This is a genomic window from uncultured Methanobrevibacter sp., from assembly GCF_902771435.1.
Classification (GTDB): Archaea; Methanobacteriota; Methanobacteria; order Methanobacteriales; family Methanobacteriaceae; genus Methanocatella.
This window is the reverse complement of record NZ_CACXXB010000004.1, coordinates 28078-47292: the sequence shown is the minus strand read 5'-3', so window position 1 is coordinate 47292 and position 19215 is coordinate 28078. Positions and strand designations below refer to the sequence as shown.

Sequence of the window (19215 nt, the reverse complement as noted above, 5' to 3'; positions counted from 1 at the left end):
AAATAAATAAAAATGGTGAAATGGTTCGTGAATTGAAAATGAGGGTTGCTTAATCATCCGTATGGTGTAAATCCATTTTCAAAGTGTTCGCATACTTTTTCCAATTCTTCAGGAATATCTATTTTTTGAGTACAGTGTTCAATACATGTGCTGCAGTAGGTACATTCATCGGCAGGAACCTTTTCATTACCTAATTTGTCATAATACAGTCTGTAGATATCGGATTCCGGCTGATTTTTACTTGTATTGTATAAATGGAAGTATTCTGGTATTGGAATCATTTCAGGACATGCTTTTACACAGTATCCGCATTCACTGCAGGGCACTGCAACACTTTCTGCGAGCTTTTGAGCCATTCTTTCCAGAAATTCACTTTCTTCCCCGCTCAGGACTTCAAAATTTTCATAAGTGTCACAATTGTCCAGCAAATCATCCATTTTGCTCATTCCGCTTAAAACAATTTTTACATGCTCAAGTGAGGCACAGAATCTTATTGCAAAACTTGCTATTGATTTGTCGGGATTGAACTCGTTAAAGTCTTTTTTGATTTCTTCGGAAGGATTGACAATAACTCCTCCTTTTAATGGTTCCATTACATAAACATCCAGACCGTGCTCTACACACAAATCATAACATTTGTGAGCTTCAATTGACGGATCTTCCCAGTCGAGATAGTTCAATTCCAATTGGACAATATCCAGCATGTCTCCATATTTGTCTAAAACTTTTTTCAGTAGTTTGGAGTCGTCATGGAAACTGAAACCGATTTTTTTAGCTATTCCTTCTTCTTTCATATTTTTTACATATTCGAAGGTGTTGCATTTCTCAGCAAGCTTAAGCCATGGAACATTGATGTTGTGTATGAAAAATACGTCAAAATAGTCAATGCCCAGTCTTTCAAGCATTTCATTAACAAATTTTTCATTGTCTTTTTCGGATGTCAATGCCCAGGTAGGCATTTTATCACAGATTTGAAAGGATTCACGGAGATATCTTTCAACAACTGCTTTTCTGATTGCTGTTTCGCTCATTCCATTGTGATAAGCATATGATGTGTCAAAATAGTTGAAGCCTTTTTCCATATAGATGTCAACCATCCTGTTGAACAGTTCCTGGTCAATACTTGCTGGGTCATTTGCATCAGTTTGAGGAAGTCTCATGCATCCAAAACCGAATTTTGATTTGTAAGTCATAATAATGTCTCCTAATTAAATATTTGAATTCGGATATTATTTAAGTGTTGTCAATTGCAACATTAGTATTATTTTTTTAAAATGTCATTTATTACTTTAGTATTACTCAAATATTAAATAGCTTTATAAATAAATAAAATCAAATTTATAATATTAATATTTAATTATAGGAGAAATAAAATGCATGAATTATCTATGGCTCAGGGTATTCTTAATGCAGTAATCGATACTGCAGAAAGCAATAATGCGACTGAAGTTACCGAAGTCACTATTGAACTTGGCAGATTGGCAATGATAAATCCGGAACAGTTAAAATTTATTTTAGGAGTTCTTGTAGAAAACACAATTGTCCAGGATGCAGAAATAATCTTTGAAGAAATTCCCGTAGAGGTCGAATGTTCCCAATGTGAATTCCACGGAAATGCCATACTTGATGACAAAGATCATTATGCACCGATGGTAAAATGTCCCAAATGTGATAGTTTGGCTGTAGAAATTCTCAATGGAAGAGATATTGTTGTTAAAAATATTGTAATTGAAAAACCTGACGATAATTAAATAGGGGTGAAAAATATGCACCAAGTAGCAGATATAGAAGTAGCAAAAAATATTATGGATGCTAACAAAAGGTTAGCTGATAAAAACTTAAAACATTTAGAGGAAAAGGATATTTTCTGTGTTGATTTTGTAGGAGCAATCGGTTCCGGAAAAACAACATTAATCGAAGAAATAATTGACAATACCGATTATAATATTGGTGTTCTTGCAGGAGATGTAATCTCAAAATTCGATGCTGAACGTATTGAATCCCATAACGTTCCAGTAGCCGGATTGAATACCGGAAAAGAATGCCATCTTGATGCACATTTAGTCCATCACGGACTTCATGACTTGCCATTGGATGATTTGGACATGGTTATTATTGAAAACGTAGGAAACTTAATCTGTCCGGTTGACTTTGAATTGGGTTCACACATGAGAATCGTTGTCGTCAGTGTTACTGAAGGTGACGACACTGTAGAAAAACACCCGATTATTTTCCAGACATCAGATGTTATTGTAATCAATAAAATAGACTTGGCAGATGCTGTTGGTGCAGATATTGACAAGATGGTTGCAGATGCCAAAAAATTAAATCCTAATGTTCATGTCATTACATCTAATCTTAAAGACGGAAAAGGATTGGATGAAATTATTCAAGTTATTCAGGATAAGAAAGACAGCTTATAAAAATTTAGGTGATTTTCATGAAGGTATGGGTTGATATTTCAAATGCGCCTCATGTAAGGTTTTTCAAGGATGTTATTAAATATCTGGAAGCTGAAGGTGAAGATGTCATCGTTACTGCCAGACAATTTGGTGATATCCATAAACTGATGGAAATGTATGATATCGATTTCATTTCAGTTGGAAAGCATGGGGTCAGTTTATATGACAAGCTAAGAGAAAGTACAGCAAGAGTTTATAATCTTGTTGATATTATACATGATGAAAAGGTGGATGTTGCCCTTAGCAAGCATTCTATTGAGCTTCCTAGAATTTCTTTTGGTCTAGGGATCCCAAGTTTGTACGTTTTAGACAACGAACATGCACTAGCTGCTAATAAATTGACTCTTCCGTTATGTGACAGAATCATTACCCCAAAAATAATAGACATGTGGAAATTAATGAAATTTGGTGCTGACCCGAACACTATCATTTCATATAATGGAACATCCGAATTAATGCACTTTAAAAGTTTCGAATATAATGATAATGTTTTTGATGAATTGGATTTGGATTTGAAACATCCTAAAACTATTCTGATGAGACCTGAACCTTCACTTGCATCATATCTGGATGCTGACTGCAGAAAATCTGTTTTATCCCCTATTGTTGATGAATTAAAAAATGTTGCCAATATTTTAGTTCTTCCAAGATTCAGGGAGCAGGCGGAAATTTTCGAAGGCATTGATAATGTTTCAATATTAAAACCTCCTGTTGACACATCCAGTTTAATAAAAAAATGTGATCTGGTTATTGGTGCAGGAGGAACAATGAACAGGGAAGCTGCAATATTGCAGACTCCAGTAATTTCATGTTATCCTGGAGAAACATTATCTGTAGACCAATATTATATAAATCATGGATTAATGTACAGGTCAGTTGACACCGATGATGTCATTAACAAGGCACTTGATTTCATCGTCAATCCTCATGAACCTGTTGAAATGAAAACCGATGATTTATTCCAAGTCATTATAGATAACCTGTATGACCTGGCTAAAAATGGTAAATGATTTATATTAAGAATTTCAAATATTAGTAATAGTTTTTTAAATTAATTTTTTTTTGGGCTGGTAGCTCAGATGGTAGATCGTCGCCTTGGCATGGCGGAGGCCCCGGGTTCAAATCCCGGTCAGTCCATTTTTAAAATAAAGAGATATTGTGATATAAATATGTTATTAATTGCTCAAAATCATTTACAATTTATTTTAGAGATAGGATTAATGTTATTTGTTACATTAGTCTTTTGTCTTAACTTGATTCCGTTGTCATTAAGTGTGGTGACCTTCTTATCCTTATTTATCATAGGTGGTTTCACATTTATTTTCGGCGCAGACATTGTCATGCTGATTGTAGCTTCAAGTCAAGCGGAATTTACACATCCATTCGGTCCGATTGCACTTTTGGGCGCAGTAACAGCACTGGCGTCGCTGAAAGTAATGAAGGAATCGGGTGTTGATATAAGGCCTCTCAGAAGATTCGTAATATTATTCATAGCTGGAATTACCGTATTCGGTGGATTAATGCACAGGTCTTTCTTATTGTTATGGATTTTAGGTTTATTCATTGGATACTTAATCATTTCAAAATCCTTCAGAGAAAAATCCGTATTTACCGGAAAAAGAATTTTAATGTTTTTAGGAGCGGCAGGTATCGGATTCGTGCTTTTGGAGGTTATTGCAAGAGTATCCGGAATGACAATTTTCTCTCCACTTTTAAGGTTAGGTAGGATTGAACAATATTCCTTATCAAGTATTAAGACAGTATTGAATAATATTCAGCTAATAGGTCACAGTGCCAAAGCTTCCTATTGGGGAGCTGAAGGAACGGCTTTTGCTGAAGGTTATATTACACTACCGATGCAACTTGTGTTATTCTTCGGTCTTCCATTCCCGATGTTTTTCGGTATACTTGTAAACCAAAAGGATACAATCGATTATATGCTTCCAGGTATATTCGGTTACGGATTCGACTTCGGGTATTTGGGTCTCGTCGGTTTAATGGTATTTGTACTGGGAACAATTCTTATAGGTTTTAAAATCTTAACCATGTACAGAGAAAGAAGAGAGAAAAATAATAAGAAATACCTGGGAAGAGAAGTATTACTGACCGGAGCATTGGCTGCATTTTGTGCACAGGCCCTAATTGGTATGTTTGTATTCAACAGGACAATCAATGGTATGGCACTTTTATCTTTCATATTTATAGGTGCACTGATTTTAGCAAATGTGGTATCTCTTAAAACAAGATCATAGAGGGAAGTATTATGAAAGCTTTAGTTTTACTAGGATGTCCGGAAACTCCATCCCAGACTCCAATGTCAGTTTATGTTTTTAATAAATTAACAAAAATGGGGTATGATGTTACAATAGCTGCAAACCCTGCAGCATCAAAACTGGTTAAGATATCAGACCCTGAAGATTTATACAAACTTAAGTTGGTAGATTTGGAAAGGACTTTAGGCGACATTAACGAAGGCGATTATGATTTATTAGTTGGTTTTGTCCACAAGGACGCAGCGGCATCATTTTTCGTGACTTTCGAACAGATTCTACAGTGCAAATCTTTAGCACTTGTATTTTCAAGAGATGCTGATGAGATTGCCGAATTTGTAAATATGATAGAAGAAAGTGGAAGCAACGCCAAAATTACTGCTGTAAGAGCATTCCATAATCCTTCACCTATTAAAGTTAAATTTGACAAAGCAATAAAGGAGTTTGAATAAATGTCATTCTGTTTAGATACTTACCTTCAACAATCCGATAACTATGAGATTCATGCTTCAAAAGCAGGTTTTAAAGATTGTGCAATGATAATTAGATTTAAAGCTGATGATTTAGTATACATTAAACCGGGTGATGAAGTATTGGGCGTTAGAGTCATTGGAATTCCACCTATACCAATCGGTTTTGACCATGAGAAAGGAACTGTTTTTTTACCGTATACAAAACCATGTCATGGAACTTCAGTTGTGGAGTTGCCGATTGATGAAGAAGAAGTTGAAAAAATCAGAAAATTAGATACCGGTAATAAAAAATGAGATCAACTGTTGTTGGAAGTTTTCCGGTTGAGGAAAGCTCTCCCTCTAATTTTAAAGATAAACTGTTAAATTCTTTCGGAGCTTACGATCCCTTTAAGGAAGCTATTAAAGCTAGCGTTATTTCTCAACTTGATGCAGGAGTGGACATAATATCCGACGGTCAAGTTAGGGGAGATATGGTTTCTATTTTTACAAAATATATTCCCGGAATGAGGATTGAAGATGGAAACACTGTTATCGTTTCCAAAATAGTAAATCCGATTCAGGAAATTTCCGTCAATGACTTGCTGTATGCAAAAAAGGTAATGAAGGATTATTATAACGGCAGCATTCCGGAAGGAAAAGGGATAAAAGGAATAATAACAGGTCCAAATACAATCGTCCACTCTTCCAGAATACAGTATTTTTATAAAAACAGGGAAGATGCAATCATTGATTTGGCGCATTCTCTGAAATATGAGGTTAATGCAATTGTTCGCAGAGTAAAGCCTGCCTATATTCAGATTGATGAGCCGTTCTTGTCTACAGGAATGGTTGACATGAAAACCGCCCGTGAAGCTATTGACATAATTCATGACGGTTTGAAAGTTCCTTTGGCAATGCATGTATGCGGCATTTTGTCCGATACATTTAAGGACATTTCAAAATTCAACGTCGATATTCTTGACTTTGAATTTGCAGGAAATAATGTTAATCTGGGCGTTTTGGAAAAAAATGCTTCACTTTTGGAAGGTAAAAAGCTAGGTTTCGGCTGTGTCGATTCATCTGTCAATGAAGTGGATGACATTGCAGACATTGAAAATCTTGTCTGCAAGGCAATTGAAATTGTTGGTAAGGATAATTTGCTCTTGGATCCTGACTGTGGCCTTAGAAGAGCTCCAAAAGATGTTGCATTTAAAAAATTACAGCTCATGAATCAGATAAAAGACAAGTATAGTTAGATATTATGGATTTTTCATTTTCATGGGTTGGTTTGCTGTTTTTAGTGATGTTGTTCGCCCCCAATATTTTGTGGAGCAGATGTCCCCCTAAGGATTACGACAAATATTCCAAAAATGAAAATAAACTTTCGCTGGCATTGGAAAGAATCGGACAGGTTTTAGTTGTTGTATTATCCTTGTTTTGTGGTGTGAATTTCAGTTTCAATATAATTTTTCTAATCGCATTTCTTCTAATGGTAATCTATGAGATATACTGGATTAGATACTTTAGAAGCCAAAAAACAATGAATGACATGTATGACAATTTTTTGTTCATTCCCCTTCCAGGAGCTACATTGCCTGTAATTGCATTTTTCCTTTTGGGCGTTTGTGCAAATAACGTATTTTTAGTAATGTCCTCTATAATATTGGGCATTGGTCATATCGGAATACATCTGGGGCATAAAAGAGAAATAAGCTAAAAATATTATTGGTTTATAAGGGATGGTTGGATTTCCTCATGTGGTCTTATTTTTGAGGAATTTAATTTAAAAAAATTTATCTGTATTCGTGTTTGAAGTTTTTGTCATATAGCTTGGATGCATTAAAGTCTCCAGGGTCTAAAACATCTCCCACCACAATCATTGCAGTCTTTGTTATATTTGCATCTTTAACTTTCTCTGCAATATCTGCGAGGGTTCCTCTAATTATTTGCTGGTCAGGCCAAGTCGCCTTTTTGACAACTGCAACAGGAGTGGTTTCTTCATATCCAACAAGCAATTCATCGACTACCTTATCAATCATGCCTATGCCTAAAAAGATACACATTGTTGCATGATGCTTTGAAAAGCTTGACAGGCTTTCTCCTTCAGGTTTTGGTGTTCTTCCTTCAGGTCTGGTTATAATGACACTTTGTGAAATTTCAGGCAATGTCAATTCCGCTTCCAAAACACTTGCTGTTCCAAATAATGAGCTTACTCCGGGAATGATTTCATATTCAATATCATGTTTTTTAAGTTCACGGATCTGTTCGCCGATAGCTCCATAGATTGAAGGGTCTCCGGTATGTACACGGGCTACCAATTTGCCTTCCTCAACGGCTTCGGTAATGATGGCATCGGTTTCTTCTAAATTTAAATAGGCGCTGTTGTGAATTTCACAGCCTTCCTTTGCAGGGCATAAGACATCTTTATTTACAAGTGAACCTGCATAAATAATAACGTCAGCTTCTTCAATCACTTTTCTTCCTTTCACGGTAATTAAGTCAGGGTCTCCCGGACCTGCACCAATGAATATAACTTTTCCTTTCATGGTTTATTTTATATTTCAAATATTATTTAATAATTTTGTATCAAATTTGACTTTTGATTTGAGTAAACTTTATTAATTTTTAAAATAATTAAGAAATATGGACAATAAAGGTTTTATTTCAATAGAATATTTATTTTCATTCTTTGTTATTTTAATAATAGCTATTCCATTGTTATTTTTATCACAATCAGCTATTGAATCAAGTTTGAATATGCAGGATAGTGTTTCACACAGACTGATTCTGGATGATGTTGCCAACACAATCAGTCAGGTAAATTCCAATGGGGAAGGTTATTCAAAATCATTAACACTGCCTTCAGATAAGGGTTATTATGAAATAACAGTCGAAAATAACAAGTTAACTATTGAATATGGTGACAAGAAGGGAGAAACATTGCTTCCACTATCAATAACGGATTCAAAATATAAACTGCATAGCGGAAAAAGCTATTTGATTTCTAAAGACAGTGAAGGTAAACTGGTGATAGAATGATTGAAAGGAGAGGTCAAATCAGTGCTGAATATTTGCTTGTAACAGGTGTTCTGATTTTAATTATAATGATTTCAGCGGTTTTGATTTATAATCAGCAGGAACTTAATATTGCAATGGCCGCAGCAAAAAACGGTGTCAATGATGGTATTGTGCAATCGTCTAGTGGAATCTATCCAAAACAGACATACAGTGATTATTCAAAATCTAAAAGCAGTCTGCTGCTTCCTTATTCGGTGGAAGTGGTGAATATTTCTTATTCGCAAATAGGATCTGATGACCGTTATGATAAAAAGAAAATACAGTTTAAGGTATATGCCAAACCTTCAAAGGACTTATCCAAAAAGCAGTTGGACTCAATCGGTGATAGAATTAATTACAATCTGCGAAAATCCATTGCAGTAAGCTTCAATTCAACTTCCGCAACGAATAAACTATATAATCCGGTATTTTCTCCCCACTATGTTTTCACAACAGCTAATGTTAAATGGGTTTAGGAACATATTAGTTAACATGACTCGGTATGAAAAAGGAAAAGAAGTATTGGAATCAATTCAGGAAAGGCCAGTTGAAGAAATATTCAAAGAGATAGAGGATATTGCACCTGATTTGGGTCGTTTTGTAATTGAATATCCATACTCTGAAATCTATACTCGCTCACAAGTTGATTTGAAAACACGTGAATTATGCACTGTTGCCGCATTAACGGTTTTGGGAACAATTCCGCAACTTAAGGACCACATTAACGCAGCTTTGAATGTAGGCAATGATGAAACTGAAATAGTTGAAATCATAATGCAGATGAGTGCCTATTGCGGTTTTCCAAAAGCTATTAACGGTATTGTAGCGGCAAAAGAAGTCTTCAACGAGAGGGATTGAAATTACTGAAGATACCTTTAAGGTCACGGCATCCAAACTTCAAGAGGAACTGATAGATATAATTGAAAATGAAAAAGAGGTAAACGATTACGAGTTAATCGTTTACAAATATGTATTCATTAGTGAGCTTAAAATACCTCTTCTTGAGGATTTGGACATTGAAATTTCCGATGATGGATTTAATTTACATGTCATTCCTGACAATTTGGAATTTGATCTGTTAAGGAGACTGGATGATGAATTTGACAGATTCGAACTAAAATTCATGCCGAATGAATACAATATTATCAAATTGAAATTTTTGCTGATGTGATATGATGTATAATGATGAAGAAAAAAAGCAGCTTATGGACGATTTGGCTGAAATGGAAACATTCAGGGCAGACACAGGTGATGAAGGCAAAATTCTTCAGGAAGATTTGAAGGACTATTTCATCAACGGCAACGGGGATAAGCAGGACCTTATTTTCAGGCTGGAGCTATATTTCTATGCATTTAAGCTGTTCTGCAGAAAAGAAGTAAAAATAGATAGAAATCAATTTACAATATTTTTAAATGATTCCATTTTGGAATGGAATTTGATTAAATTGGTTATGGATGATTTCACTGATTTTGAATTTGAAATAGAAGCAGTAAAAGAAAATAATGATGTGCTAATCAATTTGAATTACACGCTTCACTTTTAGATTTTAAATATTTTACGGGCATTGTTGGTGGTGATTTCATCAACAACATTTACGTCCATATCCTTTAGTTCAGCTATTTTATGAACTGCACTTACAACATTGGCAGGTTCATTTCTCTCTTCTTTTGTCATAGCCAAATATGGACTGTCGGTTTCTGTTAAAACATAGTCAAGGTCAATTTTTTTAATTAAATCCTGATGGTGTTGTGAGTAACAAAGCATTGTGGAAAAGCTCATGAAACAGTTGTCCCTATTCATAATTCTTTTTGCAGTCTTTAGACTGCCTCCGTAACAGTGGAAAACAAAATAAGGGATATCATCATAATCTTCGATGATATTCACTGCCTTTTTTTCACAGTCCCTAACGTGCATTACGATTGGGACCTTATGGTTATTTGCAAGTTCCAAAAAGCTTGTGAAAATTTCCTGCTGTCTTTCGCGCAAAGCCTTATCAGTTACATAATAATAATCCATTCCCACTTCACCGACAGCAACGATATTATCTAAATTAGCTATTAAATGATTTTGTGCATCTTTCAATTCCTCATCGGTTGAATTTTGAGAACTGACTGGATGAAAACCAAAAGTAGGAAAAATAAAACCCTCATATTCTTTTGAAAGAGCTAAAACTTTTTCATTGCTTTGTTTGTCAAAACCGGATGCAATGACATAATCCAGTTTGTCCTGTGCTCTTTTAATCACGTCTGTGCGGTCTTCATCGAAATCTTCAAAATCTATATGACAATGGGTATCAATCATGTTTTATGCTCCAAATCGTCTGTCTCTTGCTTGATATGATCTGATGGCCCTTATGAAATCTACTTTTCTAAGTTCAGGCCATAAAGTTTCACAGAAATAAAGTTCTGAGTATGATGATTGCCACAGCAGGAATCCGCTTAACCTTTCTTCACCGCTGGTTCTGATGATTAGGTTAGGGTCATCTAAGCCTGCAGTATAGAGATTTTTACTTACAAGGTCTTCATCAACATCATCGATGGTAATGTTTCCTTCCTGAACTTCTTTAATGATTTTTTTAAAAGAGTCAATAATTTCCAAACGACCGTCATATCCTATAGCCAAATTAAAGAAACGTTTATTGTAATTTTTTGTTGCCTCTTCTGCATCTTTAATTGCTTCTTTCACACTTTCCGGAAGCAATTCGGTTCTGCCTACAACTTTCACTCTTACTTCATTTTTATGTATTTTTTCATGGTTTACCAGTCTTTTGAAGTTAATGACGAACAATTTCATCAATCCGTCGACTTCATGTTTTGGTCTGTTGAAATTTTCTGTTGAAAATGCATAGGCAGTTATTATTTCAATTCCCAGTTCGATACTCCAGTCAAGTACATTTTCAAGAGTGTCCACTCCCATTTCATGTCCTTTAAGGACATCAACATTTCCCTGGAGTTTGGAATATCTTCTGTTTCCATCCATAATTATAGCTACATGTTTTGGCATTTTCTCAGGAACCAAATCTCTTGAGATATACCATTCATATATTCTATAAAGAAAATTCTCTGCCATTTTTATCCCTTAAAAGTTTATATTAATTACTATTATGTAACTCAATGTTTTTAAAGTTTGGCTAAACTGTATGCAAATTTCAGACTTCTAAGGTAGCCTTCAACACTTTGGTCACGGCTGGTATCGATATAAATTCCGTTTATTCCAAATGTTATGGCGCCGCAGCTTGGCCAGGAATCAACTAAAATCAGTGTTCTGAATATAATATTTCCAATTATTCCGTCCGGCGCAATTATTACATTGCAATCCTCTTTCAGTGCCTGTTCGATTAGGATATAATAATTTTCAACGTTAAAATCAGTTTTTTCTTTAATCAGTCTTGTCAGCTCTTCACTTTCATCAATGGATTTTGAGATCCGTTCGCTTCTTCCGTAATCTCCTTTTCTACCGTCAGCAAGAATAGCTATTTTCGGTTCCTTTTTTAGTTTTTTTAGAAATTCTCCGCAGTTTATTGCAATTTTTAATTTTTCTTCAACGGTTGTTCCTTCATCTATTCCTACGGGTGTCAGTAAAAATTCATGGTCATCACCATTGACATATGTTGCTCTTGAAATGTCCGGGAAATGTTTTTTAACTTCCTTGATAACTCCTGATGCTGCAAGTGATCCCCTTACTACCGCATCGATTTCATCATCTAAAATCGCTTCAACCAATTCACTGTCGGTTTGTATTAATTTTATGTTTACGTTATGTTCATCGGTAAAAATATCAATTGCTTGTTTGATATTTTTGTTTTTTCCTATTCCAATTGCTATTGTTTTCATTATTTTAATATTATATTGTAGTATTTATTAAATTTTATTTTTTTTTAATTATTTATGTTGTATTTAAAGATGTTTATTTGGGTGCATTATAATATATACATTTTTTAAAGATAGGGTATGTAATTATTATTATGAACAATGATGAGATTTTTCAAGTTTTAGGTTATGTAATTGCCTCAGAGTATAGGACCAATATTATAAAAAGTATTGGTGATGGAATAAAAATTCCTTCCGCAATTGCAAATGACATAGGCTTGAGAACTAACCATGTTTCTAATGTTTTGAAAGATTTAAAGGAAAATGGTTTAGTTTTATGTTTGAATGAAAATGCCCGTAAAGGCAGGTTATACAAAAATACAGATTTGGGTCTTGAAATTTTAAAATATTTATGATTTTCAGTTTTTTTATAAAAACTTTAAACAAAATCTCATTAAAATTTCTATTTTTGAAAAAAGGAATTTATTTTAGTTTTAATTTTTCAGCAGTTTTTCATGATTTTTTTAAGTTATTTTTATGATTTTTATTTTATGAAAAGTGTTCATAATATGACTATTAATTTATAATGAATGTATAGAAAAATTAAAAATACTTATTTTTTTGATTATTATTTTTTAAAATTTTTTGAATTCACATATTTTGATTTTTATAAAAAAAGAAAATTATGATGATTTGTCAAAATCATCAATTGCACTGTCAACCAATTTCAGAACTGACTCTTTTAAATCAGGATATGAGTCATTTATAGGCACAGGAATGTTATCGCAGTAAACCACTTCAAGGCCTGCAGCCATCGCATCTTTTGTTGCAACATCGACCGCAGCAGCCTTAAGTTCTGTGAGCATTACATCGGCCTTGTCCATGTATTTTTTCATGTCTTCACGTAAAAGCGGTCTGTTGGATAAATGTGCGGTTGTTCCGATTATTTCACAGTCATAATTGCTTTCCAAGTACTCAACCAGTTTGTCCTTAACGTCTTCAGGAGCAGTTGTTGCAAACAATACCTTTTTTCCGGAAATGTCTTCTAAAGGTTTCGGTCGAAATACTGTTGAGATGACTGTTGCCTCGGGATTGACTTCACTGACAAATTCCTCTATTTCCTTAATTTTTTCATCAGAACACATTGGTTCTTCACACATTGTCAATATGACAAGATCGCCCAAACTTACTCTGTAGGGACCGAAGTAGGTTGTTAAGTTTTCAATAGGCTGGTTGGCTCCGACAAGTGCGATTTTTTTGTTTGTTTTAATTGGAGGTATTGCCGCTCCGCTTCCTTCAAAGATTGCAAATTTTGATTCGACTTCGTTTGCAAGTCTTGCACCTTTTTTCATGTTTGTTAAAAACACTTCACCGGCCATTCCACCACCACAACGCCTGCAGCCAATGGTTAATATTCTGCTCATCAATGCATCTTCCCAGTGATCGCTTGCCGCATGAACTCCTTTTTCTGACTGTTCCAACAGGAATTCGGCATTGATTTTTAGTTTTTCACCATGCACGATTTCAGGTTCTTCAGGCCCTCCTCTTCCCATTGCAATTACGCACGGTTCATATCCGTTCTTGTCTATAAGTCTGGATACAAAGCCGGAAACGGCGGTTTTTCCGATACGTTTTCCAGTTCCTAAAATGGTAATTGAAGGTTTTTCCATAATGTCATACTGTGATGTTGGTTCGAACTTAAAGTCGGGTCCTTCATATGTAATTCCTTCGTTGAGGACTTTGCATGCAATCTTGAATCTTTTCGCATAGTCAAGAATCGGTTCGTCACTCAAATCAAATACTGTATCAATGTCATATTTTCTAATCATGTCGACGATAATGTCGTATGGAATGTCCTTATCCTTTGCAAACTGAACAGGAACTCCAAGTTTTTCAGAGTAGGTATCCTCTGAATCGTCCCTAAGCTTTTCGGTTCCTCCTATAAATACTGCAGCCGCTATATCGATATGTTCCAAGTTGTTTAATGTATCTATTGCCTCTTGAGTCACTGGCAGGTAGTGTTCACCATCAACCAAACAGAGCATTTTGTTTAGAGCTTTCATGATAATAGATATAATTTTAATTAATATAAAAGTTTAATAATTAAACATGAATTTCTCGCACATTGACATTGACGAAACCCACATCAGGCTTACAACCGATTTGGCAAATCATGATTTGAAAAGATATATTTTTGACATCAGGCGTGATTTGAAAGATTACATTTTTAAAAATGATGAGTTTTCATTAGCTATTGAACCTCTTGAAATTCCTGATGATGATTTGGCAGATATTGTTTTCAGGATGTATGAGTCCTCGAGTCATGCTGATGTTGGACCGATGGCATGTGTTGCAGGTACAATTTCTGAATTGTCCCTTGATTATCTTATTGAAAGGGGATCATCATATTCGATTGTTGAAAACGGGGGAGATATTGCCATTGTCAATGATAAGAATGTTTTGTGTGGAATCTATTCAAACAATGAAATTTTGGGAAACAGTATAGCATTTGAAATTAAAAAACGCAAAAGACCGCTTGGAATTTGCACTTCATCAGGTAAAATCGGCCATTCAATAAGCTTTGGTAATGCAGAAAGCGTAACAGTGATAGGCAGGTCGGCATCTGTGTGTGACGGTCTTGCAACAAGAATAGCTAATTCTGCCGTTGGCGAATCAGGCCAGGACATGGTTTCCGGAGCACTTGAATGCGCTGACAGTTACAGGGAATTTTTTGATGGTGCACTGATAATCTGCGGTGAACATGTTGGAACTGTCGGCCGGCTTCCAAAAATTGTCGAAACAAATGAGTTTATAGAAGGTTCGAATTCAGGTTATTGAAATATTAAAACAATGGTTAATTAAAATGGTATCTGTTCTTACTAAATATATTTTAATGTGGGACATATCTTAAAATAATCAATAAAATGTTTTGATATTCTAATAGATGTTTGTAAATCTATATGCCTCATGCAATTTTTGCAAATCTAACAGTAACTATAAAGGTTAATTTAAGAAATATTGAAAGATATTTGATTAATTTGCTATTGTAAAGTATTTTTTAATGCAATATTTAAATATGATTAGTATATAATATTAAAGTATATAAAAATTGGAGTTAATTTTTAACTAAAAGAAATTAGTTAAATGGGTTAGGATATATATGTACAAAGACGAAATGATTCAATTACATCAATTTTTAGTATACGTTTTAAAATACTTAGCAGAAGATGACCAAATTACCAATGATTGCAGTGAATATATTACACTCAAAATTAGCCCACACCATATTCATAAGACAAAGGCAGAACATAAGCACGCCATATTTGTTTTGTGTAAAATCATCGCTCAAGTAATAGCTGATAAAGAAGATAACTCTATTCCAGAAAATGTTCGCAATTCCCTTTCCGATCTGGTGACAAGATCAGAAAATGAACTTCGTGTGGATTAATTTTCCATTACTTTTTTTTTTTAAAATTTTATTTTTATTTTAATTGTTTTTGCCTAAAAGCAAAGTGTTAATAATATTTAAATACTATATCTTACTATTAATATTTAATAAAATTAAATTAACACGTGTGATATTTTGAAATCTTTTGAATTTTTATCAAAAAAAAGAGAAGAAAAGCCTAGAAAATGTGGAATCACCATGGTTTTAGACAAAGGTTTAGGCCTGCAAACAGCCGAAAGCCTGATGGATATTTCCGGAGAATATGTGGATTATTTGAAATTCGGTTGGGGAACCTCAATCGTACATGAACAGGACATAATAAAAGCCAAGGTTGAAATGTATAAGGCGCATGAAATCACTCCTTATACTGGTGGAACATTGTTTGAACTTGCTTACATGAATGATAAACTGGAGGAATTCTTCGATGAGGCCCACATGTTAGGTTTTCCGGCCATTGAAGTATCTGACGGTTCAACAAATATTGCGCATGAGCGTAAAGTGGAATGCATAGAACTTGCCAGGGACAATGGATTTGAAGTGTTGTCTGAAGTCGGGAAAAAGGACCCTAATCTGGATAAGGAACTCACATTGGACGAGAGAATTCAATATATGCAGGAAGAATTGGATGCCGGCTCTTCATTGATTATTGTAGAGGCAAGGGAAGGTGGAAAAAACATAGGAATATTTGATAAGGCAGGTAAAGCAAAAGAAGATGAAATTGACTATATTCTGGATAATTTTGACTCCGATAAAATACTTTGGGAAGCACCTAACAAGGACCAACAGGTATTTTTCATTTTAAAACTTGGAAATACTGTTAATTTAGGAAATGTCTCCTCAGATGACATCACCTCTCTTGAAACCCTAAGGAGAGGATTAAGGGGAGATACTCTGGGAAAAATATAAAGGTTGATTAAATTGACTAAAAATCGTACTATAACCCAAATCAATGAAAAGATTGAAAAGGGCGAAGCTAATATCTATACTGCTGAAGAATTCAAAAAGCTGATAAAGAAAGGAAACGCTCCAAGTTTTGAAGATGTTGATGTTGTAACAACAGGAACATGTGGAGTAATGAGCGGAACTGCAGCCATTCTAAACTTCATCGTGTCAGAGCCTGGAGAATTCATAAGAGCATCTGAAGTTTATCTGAATGGAGTGCCTGCATATGCAGGGCCATGTCCAAACGAATGGCTGGGCTCAGTGGATGCAATACTTCACGGAACTGCACATTCGATATATGATGAAAACTATGGTGGAGGATTCCTGCTGAAAGACCTTCTTGAGGGTAGGGAAATTGATGTACGTGTGGAAAGCGCCGACGGCAAAACAATTGAAAACACAATAACCATTGAAGATATCACCCGTGGACAGCTCATCGGTGCACGAATGGCATTTAAAAATTATACTGCATTTACAAATCCAAACAAGGAAGCAGTTAGTTCCATATTCGCTGCAACACCTCTGGAAGGTAACTTAAGGGGTCTGACATTTTCAGGTTGCGGAGATTTGAATCCGCTTCAAAACGATATTCCTCACAACGTAATAAAAGAGGGTTCAAAAGTTCTGATAAATGGCGCCCAGGGATACATATTGGGTGACGGCACAAGATCAAGTGCAGAAAAACCGAATCTTATGCTGGCTGCCGATTTGTGTAAAATGGACCCATATTATATAGGAGGATTCAAGACAGGTCAGGGCGGAGAAATATATGATACTGTAGCTATTCCAATACCTGTATTAAATGAGGAAATCTATAATAATCTTTTAATAACTGATGATATGGTTGATATACCTGTAGCGGATATTAAAGGACGTCATTTGCCGCTTGCTGAAACCAATTATGCTAAGCTTTGGGGAGAATATGACTTAAGACCCCAATATAATAGAGATAACTGCTCAAAATGTGATAGTTGTATAGTTGAAGAAATCTGTCCGACAAACGCATTCAAAAAAGAGAAATTAAACATTGCGCACTGTTACGGATGCGGAATGTGTGTCAGTTACTGTAAAAATGATGCATTTGACATGGACATAGGCAGTGTTGATTTGAACATTAACGGCAGTGATGTTAACATTCCAATCATATGCAGGCAATCAGACAGATTAAGGGGAAATAAGCTGTCCTTAAAATTGAAGAAAATGATTGAATCAAAAGAGTTTAAGTTATGAGGTGTAAATTTGTCCAGCCAACAGAAGATTACAGATTCGCCAATCGAGTTTGCAGTGGAAATCATTAATGATGTAAAAAACTCAAAAGATGAGGGAGTTTTGAAATGCGTCCAGTGTGGAATGTGTACATCAACATGTCCTGCTGCCCGCCACTCTGATTATAATCCCCGTGAAATTATAGAAAGGGTCTTGGATGGTGATGAAACAATTTTAGAGGATGATAATATCTGGAACTGTTTTTACTGCTACACATGCCACAGCGTTTGTCCTGTCGGAAACAGCGTATGTGAAGTAAATCAGATTCTAAAGCAGATTGCAATCGAAAATGAAATGGGATATGAAAAGCTCTATGAATATATGGGCTTTGCAGATTCATACTTCACTGCAGCAATTGGAGCAATTCCTGAAATATTTTTCACAGACATTGACCGTGATGTTCCGGGATGGTGGGACTTCAGACAGCATCTGGATGAAATAAGAAATGAACTGGAGTTGGACCCTCCATTAATGCCGTCTGATGATGTAATAGATGAGGTCAGTAAAATATTAACAATAACTGGTTTTAAAGCAAAGATTGAAAAAATAAGAGCATCTCAGGAGGGAGACAATGAAGAACATTCCTGATAAGGACATTTTACTTTTTAGAAGTTGTCTTGTAAGCGTTGAATATCCCGGAGTGGAGGCATCAACAAAATTCGTTTTCGATAAGCTCGGAATTGACTATGCAATTTCAGAAAAACAGACATGCTGCACAGGTCTTGGGCATTATTCTGATGTATTCAACCAGATAGACACATCAGCTATTGGTGCACGTAATTTTAAAATAGCTAAAGAACTTGGAAGGCCGAACATTGTCATGATGTGCGCAACCTGTTATGCAATCAACAAAAAATCAGTAAAATTATTAAACAAAAAAGATGATTTAAGAGAGCACATTAACAGATTATTTGATGAAAACGGTCTATCTCACTTGAAATACGAAAAGGATGATTTGAATCCTACAGAAAACATTTTTCATGTAGTTGATATCCTTTACGGAAAGAAAGATAAAATAAAGGACAATATTAAATATGATTTAAGTGATTATACAATAGCTACTCATCATGGATGTCATTATTGCAAAGTGCACTATGAAGACACTATTGGTGGCGTAAGAGATCCAAACATCATGGACGAGCTTATTGAGGAATGTGGATGTGAGACAATCGGATGGTATGACCATAAAAGGGCAACCTGCGGAACAGGTTTCAGACAAAGGTATTCCAATCCGGATTTGTCATTTAATGCTACAGCAGATAAGATGAATGCAATAGCAGATGAGGATGTTGATATTTTGGTTCATTTGTGTCCGAACTGCCATATTCAGTTTGACAGGTATCAGCATCTGATTGGGGAACGTGAAGGAAGAAACTTCAGGGCAATACACCTGAATATAACACAATTTTTGGCACTTGCTATGGGAGGAGATTTGGATAAGGTAATTGGACAAAAAGCCCATACCGTGCCGATAGATTCAGTAATCAAGGAGTTTAAGGAGGTTTAAA

26 protein-coding genes and 1 tRNA gene are annotated in these 19215 nt (G+C 35.1%); 21 read left to right on the top strand and 6 right to left on the bottom strand.

The window, feature by feature from the left end:
* Positions 1 to 53: 53 nt before the first annotated feature.
* A complete protein-coding gene (locus tag QZU83_RS01945; protein WP_295609275.1) occupies positions 54 to 1193 on the bottom strand; it encodes an aldo/keto reductase in 1140 nt (379 codons plus the stop codon).
* A 180-nt stretch (positions 1194 to 1373) separates the two neighbouring features.
* Here QZU83_RS01945 and hypA point away from each other — a divergent pair, with 180 nt between their 5' ends.
* The 9 genes from hypA to QZU83_RS01900 all read left to right on the top strand — a co-directional run bounded on the left by hypA (position 1374) and on the right by QZU83_RS01900 (position 6901).
* Positions 1374 to 1751, top strand: coding sequence for a hydrogenase maturation nickel metallochaperone HypA (hypA, locus tag QZU83_RS01940; protein ID WP_295609274.1), 378 nt, complete (start codon positions 1374 to 1376; stop codon positions 1749 to 1751).
* Between the two features lie 15 nt (positions 1752 to 1766).
* On the top strand, positions 1767 to 2423 hold the full coding sequence (gene hypB / locus QZU83_RS01935) for a hydrogenase nickel incorporation protein HypB (RefSeq protein ID WP_295609273.1): 657 nt from the start codon (positions 1767 to 1769) through the stop codon (positions 2421 to 2423).
* Positions 2424 to 2440: 17 nt separating this feature from the next.
* On the top strand, positions 2441 to 3472 hold the full coding sequence (locus QZU83_RS01930) for a DUF354 domain-containing protein (RefSeq protein WP_394350255.1): 1032 nt from the start codon (positions 2441 to 2443) through the stop codon (positions 3470 to 3472).
* 54 nt (positions 3473 to 3526) lie between these two features.
* Positions 3527 to 3599: transfer RNA gene (locus QZU83_RS01925), tRNA-Ala, on the top strand.
* Positions 3600 to 3631: 32 nt separating this feature from the next.
* The gene (locus QZU83_RS01920; RefSeq protein ID WP_295609271.1) at positions 3632 to 4714 is read left to right on the top strand and encodes a hypothetical protein; all 1083 of its coding nucleotides are present in this window, start codon (positions 3632 to 3634) and stop codon (positions 4712 to 4714) included.
* 11 nt (positions 4715 to 4725) lie between these two features.
* Positions 4726 to 5184 carry a DUF1890 domain-containing protein gene (locus QZU83_RS01915; protein ID WP_295609270.1) on the top strand — a complete coding sequence of 153 codons (459 nt, stop codon included), beginning with the start codon at positions 4726 to 4728 and terminating at the stop codon, positions 5182 to 5184.
* On the top strand, positions 5185 to 5499 hold the full coding sequence (locus tag QZU83_RS01910) for a DUF1894 domain-containing protein (protein WP_292603436.1): 315 nt from the start codon (positions 5185 to 5187) through the stop codon (positions 5497 to 5499). It begins immediately after the preceding gene.
* Positions 5496 to 6440 carry a methionine synthase gene (locus tag QZU83_RS01905; protein ID WP_295609269.1) on the top strand — a complete coding sequence of 315 codons (945 nt, stop codon included), beginning with the start codon at positions 5496 to 5498 and terminating at the stop codon, positions 6438 to 6440. Before QZU83_RS01910 ends, QZU83_RS01905 begins: the two co-directional genes overlap by 4 nt.
* 5 nt (positions 6441 to 6445) lie before the next feature.
* Positions 6446 to 6901: a hypothetical protein gene (locus QZU83_RS01900; RefSeq protein ID WP_295609268.1), complete on the top strand. Its 456-nt coding sequence runs from the start codon at positions 6446 to 6448 to the stop codon at positions 6899 to 6901.
* Positions 6902 to 6977: 76 nt separating this feature from the next.
* Here the strand turns inward: QZU83_RS01900 and cobM are convergent, their stop codons facing one another.
* The gene (gene cobM / locus QZU83_RS01895) at positions 6978 to 7730 is read right to left on the bottom strand and encodes a precorrin-4 C(11)-methyltransferase (RefSeq protein WP_295609267.1); all 753 of its coding nucleotides are present in this window, start codon (positions 7728 to 7730) and stop codon (positions 6978 to 6980) included.
* Positions 7731 to 7827: 97 nt separating this feature from the next.
* Here cobM and QZU83_RS01890 point away from each other — a divergent pair, with 97 nt between their 5' ends.
* The 5 genes from QZU83_RS01890 (at position 7828) to QZU83_RS01870 (ending at position 9785) form a co-directional block, all read left to right on the top strand.
* On the top strand, positions 7828 to 8223 hold the full coding sequence (locus QZU83_RS01890) for a hypothetical protein (protein WP_295609266.1): 396 nt from the start codon (positions 7828 to 7830) through the stop codon (positions 8221 to 8223).
* Positions 8220 to 8717 carry a hypothetical protein gene (locus QZU83_RS01885; RefSeq protein ID WP_295609265.1) on the top strand — a complete coding sequence of 166 codons (498 nt, stop codon included), beginning with the start codon at positions 8220 to 8222 and terminating at the stop codon, positions 8715 to 8717. Before QZU83_RS01890 ends, QZU83_RS01885 begins: the two co-directional genes overlap by 4 nt.
* 16 nt (positions 8718 to 8733) lie before the next feature.
* Positions 8734 to 9099 carry a carboxymuconolactone decarboxylase family protein gene (locus QZU83_RS01880; protein ID WP_295609264.1) on the top strand — a complete coding sequence of 122 codons (366 nt, stop codon included), beginning with the start codon at positions 8734 to 8736 and terminating at the stop codon, positions 9097 to 9099.
* A 151-nt stretch (positions 9100 to 9250) separates the two neighbouring features.
* A complete protein-coding gene (locus tag QZU83_RS01875; protein WP_295609263.1) occupies positions 9251 to 9412 on the top strand; it encodes a hypothetical protein in 162 nt (53 codons plus the stop codon).
* Positions 9413 to 9416: 4 nt separating this feature from the next.
* A complete protein-coding gene (locus QZU83_RS01870) occupies positions 9417 to 9785 on the top strand; it encodes a hypothetical protein (protein ID WP_295609262.1) in 369 nt (122 codons plus the stop codon).
* Here the strand turns inward: QZU83_RS01870 and QZU83_RS01865 are convergent.
* From QZU83_RS01865 to mtxX, 3 genes are read right to left on the bottom strand one after another with little or no spacing between them, the layout of a single operon-like run.
* Positions 9782 to 10543, bottom strand: coding sequence for a TatD family hydrolase (locus tag QZU83_RS01865; RefSeq protein ID WP_295609261.1), 762 nt, complete (start codon positions 10541 to 10543; stop codon positions 9782 to 9784). The two genes, QZU83_RS01870 and QZU83_RS01865, sit on opposite strands and share 4 nt — an antisense overlap.
* 3 nt (positions 10544 to 10546) lie before the next feature.
* Positions 10547 to 11311 (bottom strand): polyprenyl diphosphate synthase, encoded by a 765-nt coding sequence (gene uppS, locus QZU83_RS01860; protein ID WP_295609260.1) that lies wholly within the window; start codon positions 11309 to 11311, stop codon positions 10547 to 10549.
* 50 nt (positions 11312 to 11361) lie between these two features.
* Complete coding sequence (gene mtxX, locus QZU83_RS01855) at positions 11362 to 12075, bottom strand: methanogenesis marker protein Mmp4/MtxX (RefSeq protein WP_295609259.1); 714 nt, start codon at positions 12073 to 12075, stop codon at positions 11362 to 11364.
* A 131-nt stretch (positions 12076 to 12206) separates the two neighbouring features.
* Here mtxX and QZU83_RS01850 point away from each other — a divergent pair, with 131 nt between their 5' ends.
* On the top strand, positions 12207 to 12467 hold the full coding sequence (locus QZU83_RS01850) for a transcriptional regulator (RefSeq protein WP_295609258.1): 261 nt from the start codon (positions 12207 to 12209) through the stop codon (positions 12465 to 12467).
* A 267-nt stretch (positions 12468 to 12734) separates the two neighbouring features.
* Here QZU83_RS01850 and QZU83_RS01845 read toward each other — a convergent pair whose 3' ends face one another.
* Positions 12735 to 14114 carry a 2,3-diphosphoglycerate synthetase gene (locus tag QZU83_RS01845; protein WP_295609257.1) on the bottom strand — a complete coding sequence of 460 codons (1380 nt, stop codon included), beginning with the start codon at positions 14112 to 14114 and terminating at the stop codon, positions 12735 to 12737.
* A 46-nt stretch (positions 14115 to 14160) separates the two neighbouring features.
* Between QZU83_RS01845 and QZU83_RS01840 the strand changes: the two genes are divergently transcribed.
* The 6 genes from QZU83_RS01840 (at position 14161) to hdrB (ending at position 19214) form a co-directional block, all read left to right on the top strand.
* Positions 14161 to 14889 carry a UPF0280 family protein gene (locus tag QZU83_RS01840; protein ID WP_295609256.1) on the top strand — a complete coding sequence of 243 codons (729 nt, stop codon included), beginning with the start codon at positions 14161 to 14163 and terminating at the stop codon, positions 14887 to 14889.
* 322 nt (positions 14890 to 15211) lie between these two features.
* The gene (locus QZU83_RS01835; protein WP_295609255.1) at positions 15212 to 15499 is read left to right on the top strand and encodes a UPF0058 family protein; all 288 of its coding nucleotides are present in this window, start codon (positions 15212 to 15214) and stop codon (positions 15497 to 15499) included.
* A gap of 135 nt (positions 15500 to 15634) precedes the next feature.
* Positions 15635 to 16405 (top strand): phosphosulfolactate synthase, encoded by a 771-nt coding sequence (gene comA / locus QZU83_RS01830; RefSeq protein WP_295609254.1) that lies wholly within the window; start codon positions 15635 to 15637, stop codon positions 16403 to 16405.
* A 12-nt stretch (positions 16406 to 16417) separates the two neighbouring features.
* The gene (locus tag QZU83_RS01825; protein ID WP_295609253.1) at positions 16418 to 17671 is read left to right on the top strand and encodes a methanogenesis marker 16 metalloprotein; all 1254 of its coding nucleotides are present in this window, start codon (positions 16418 to 16420) and stop codon (positions 17669 to 17671) included.
* Between the two features lie 9 nt (positions 17672 to 17680).
* Complete coding sequence (gene hdrC, locus QZU83_RS01820) at positions 17681 to 18295, top strand: ferredoxin:CoB-CoM heterodisulfide reductase subunit HdrC (RefSeq protein ID WP_295609252.1); 615 nt, start codon at positions 17681 to 17683, stop codon at positions 18293 to 18295.
* On the top strand, positions 18279 to 19214 hold the full coding sequence (gene hdrB, locus QZU83_RS01815) for a ferredoxin:CoB-CoM heterodisulfide reductase subunit HdrB (RefSeq protein WP_295609251.1): 936 nt from the start codon (positions 18279 to 18281) through the stop codon (positions 19212 to 19214). Before hdrC ends, hdrB begins: the two co-directional genes overlap by 17 nt.
* Position 19215: the final 1 nt, after the last annotated feature.

What these genes read in the sequence shown, in the direction of transcription:
- QZU83_RS01840 (WP_295609256.1), top strand. Translation starts at nt 14,161, where the DNA reads ATGAATTTCTCGCACATTGACATTGACGAAACCCACATCAGGCTTACA.
- QZU83_RS01885 (WP_295609265.1), top strand. Translation starts at nt 8,220, where the DNA reads ATGATTGAAAGGAGAGGTCAAATCAGTGCTGAATATTTGCTTGTAACA.
- QZU83_RS01910 (WP_292603436.1), top strand. Translation starts at nt 5,185, where the DNA reads ATGTCATTCTGTTTAGATACTTACCTTCAACAATCCGATAACTATGAG.
- QZU83_RS01870 (WP_295609262.1), top strand. Translation starts at nt 9,417, where the DNA reads ATGTATAATGATGAAGAAAAAAAGCAGCTTATGGACGATTTGGCTGAA.
- mtxX (WP_295609259.1), bottom strand. Translation starts at nt 12,075, where the DNA reads ATGAAAACAATAGCAATTGGAATAGGAAAAAACAAAAATATCAAACAA.
- uppS (WP_295609260.1), bottom strand. Translation starts at nt 11,311, where the DNA reads ATGGCAGAGAATTTTCTTTATAGAATATATGAATGGTATATCTCAAGA.
- cobM (WP_295609267.1), bottom strand. Translation starts at nt 7,730, where the DNA reads ATGAAAGGAAAAGTTATATTCATTGGTGCAGGTCCGGGAGACCCTGAC.
- QZU83_RS01845 (WP_295609257.1), bottom strand. Translation starts at nt 14,114, where the DNA reads ATGAAAGCTCTAAACAAAATGCTCTGTTTGGTTGATGGTGAACACTAC.
- QZU83_RS01835 (WP_295609255.1), top strand. Translation starts at nt 15,212, where the DNA reads ATGTACAAAGACGAAATGATTCAATTACATCAATTTTTAGTATACGTT.
- QZU83_RS01945 (WP_295609275.1), bottom strand. Translation starts at nt 1,193, where the DNA reads ATGACTTACAAATCAAAATTCGGTTTTGGATGCATGAGACTTCCTCAA.
- QZU83_RS01930 (WP_394350255.1), top strand. Translation starts at nt 2,441, where the DNA reads ATGAAGGTATGGGTTGATATTTCAAATGCGCCTCATGTAAGGTTTTTC.
- QZU83_RS01915 (WP_295609270.1), top strand. Translation starts at nt 4,726, where the DNA reads ATGAAAGCTTTAGTTTTACTAGGATGTCCGGAAACTCCATCCCAGACT.
- hypA (WP_295609274.1), top strand. Translation starts at nt 1,374, where the DNA reads ATGCATGAATTATCTATGGCTCAGGGTATTCTTAATGCAGTAATCGAT.
- QZU83_RS01900 (WP_295609268.1), top strand. Translation starts at nt 6,446, where the DNA reads ATGGATTTTTCATTTTCATGGGTTGGTTTGCTGTTTTTAGTGATGTTG.
- hdrB (WP_295609251.1), top strand. Translation starts at nt 18,279, where the DNA reads ATGAAGAACATTCCTGATAAGGACATTTTACTTTTTAGAAGTTGTCTT.
- QZU83_RS01880 (WP_295609264.1), top strand. Translation starts at nt 8,734, where the DNA reads ATGACTCGGTATGAAAAAGGAAAAGAAGTATTGGAATCAATTCAGGAA.
- QZU83_RS01920 (WP_295609271.1), top strand. Translation starts at nt 3,632, where the DNA reads ATGTTATTAATTGCTCAAAATCATTTACAATTTATTTTAGAGATAGGA.
- hypB (WP_295609273.1), top strand. Translation starts at nt 1,767, where the DNA reads ATGCACCAAGTAGCAGATATAGAAGTAGCAAAAAATATTATGGATGCT.
- QZU83_RS01865 (WP_295609261.1), bottom strand. Translation starts at nt 10,543, where the DNA reads ATGATTGATACCCATTGTCATATAGATTTTGAAGATTTCGATGAAGAC.
- QZU83_RS01905 (WP_295609269.1), top strand. Translation starts at nt 5,496, where the DNA reads ATGAGATCAACTGTTGTTGGAAGTTTTCCGGTTGAGGAAAGCTCTCCC.
- QZU83_RS01890 (WP_295609266.1), top strand. Translation starts at nt 7,828, where the DNA reads ATGGACAATAAAGGTTTTATTTCAATAGAATATTTATTTTCATTCTTT.
- QZU83_RS01850 (WP_295609258.1), top strand. Translation starts at nt 12,207, where the DNA reads ATGAACAATGATGAGATTTTTCAAGTTTTAGGTTATGTAATTGCCTCA.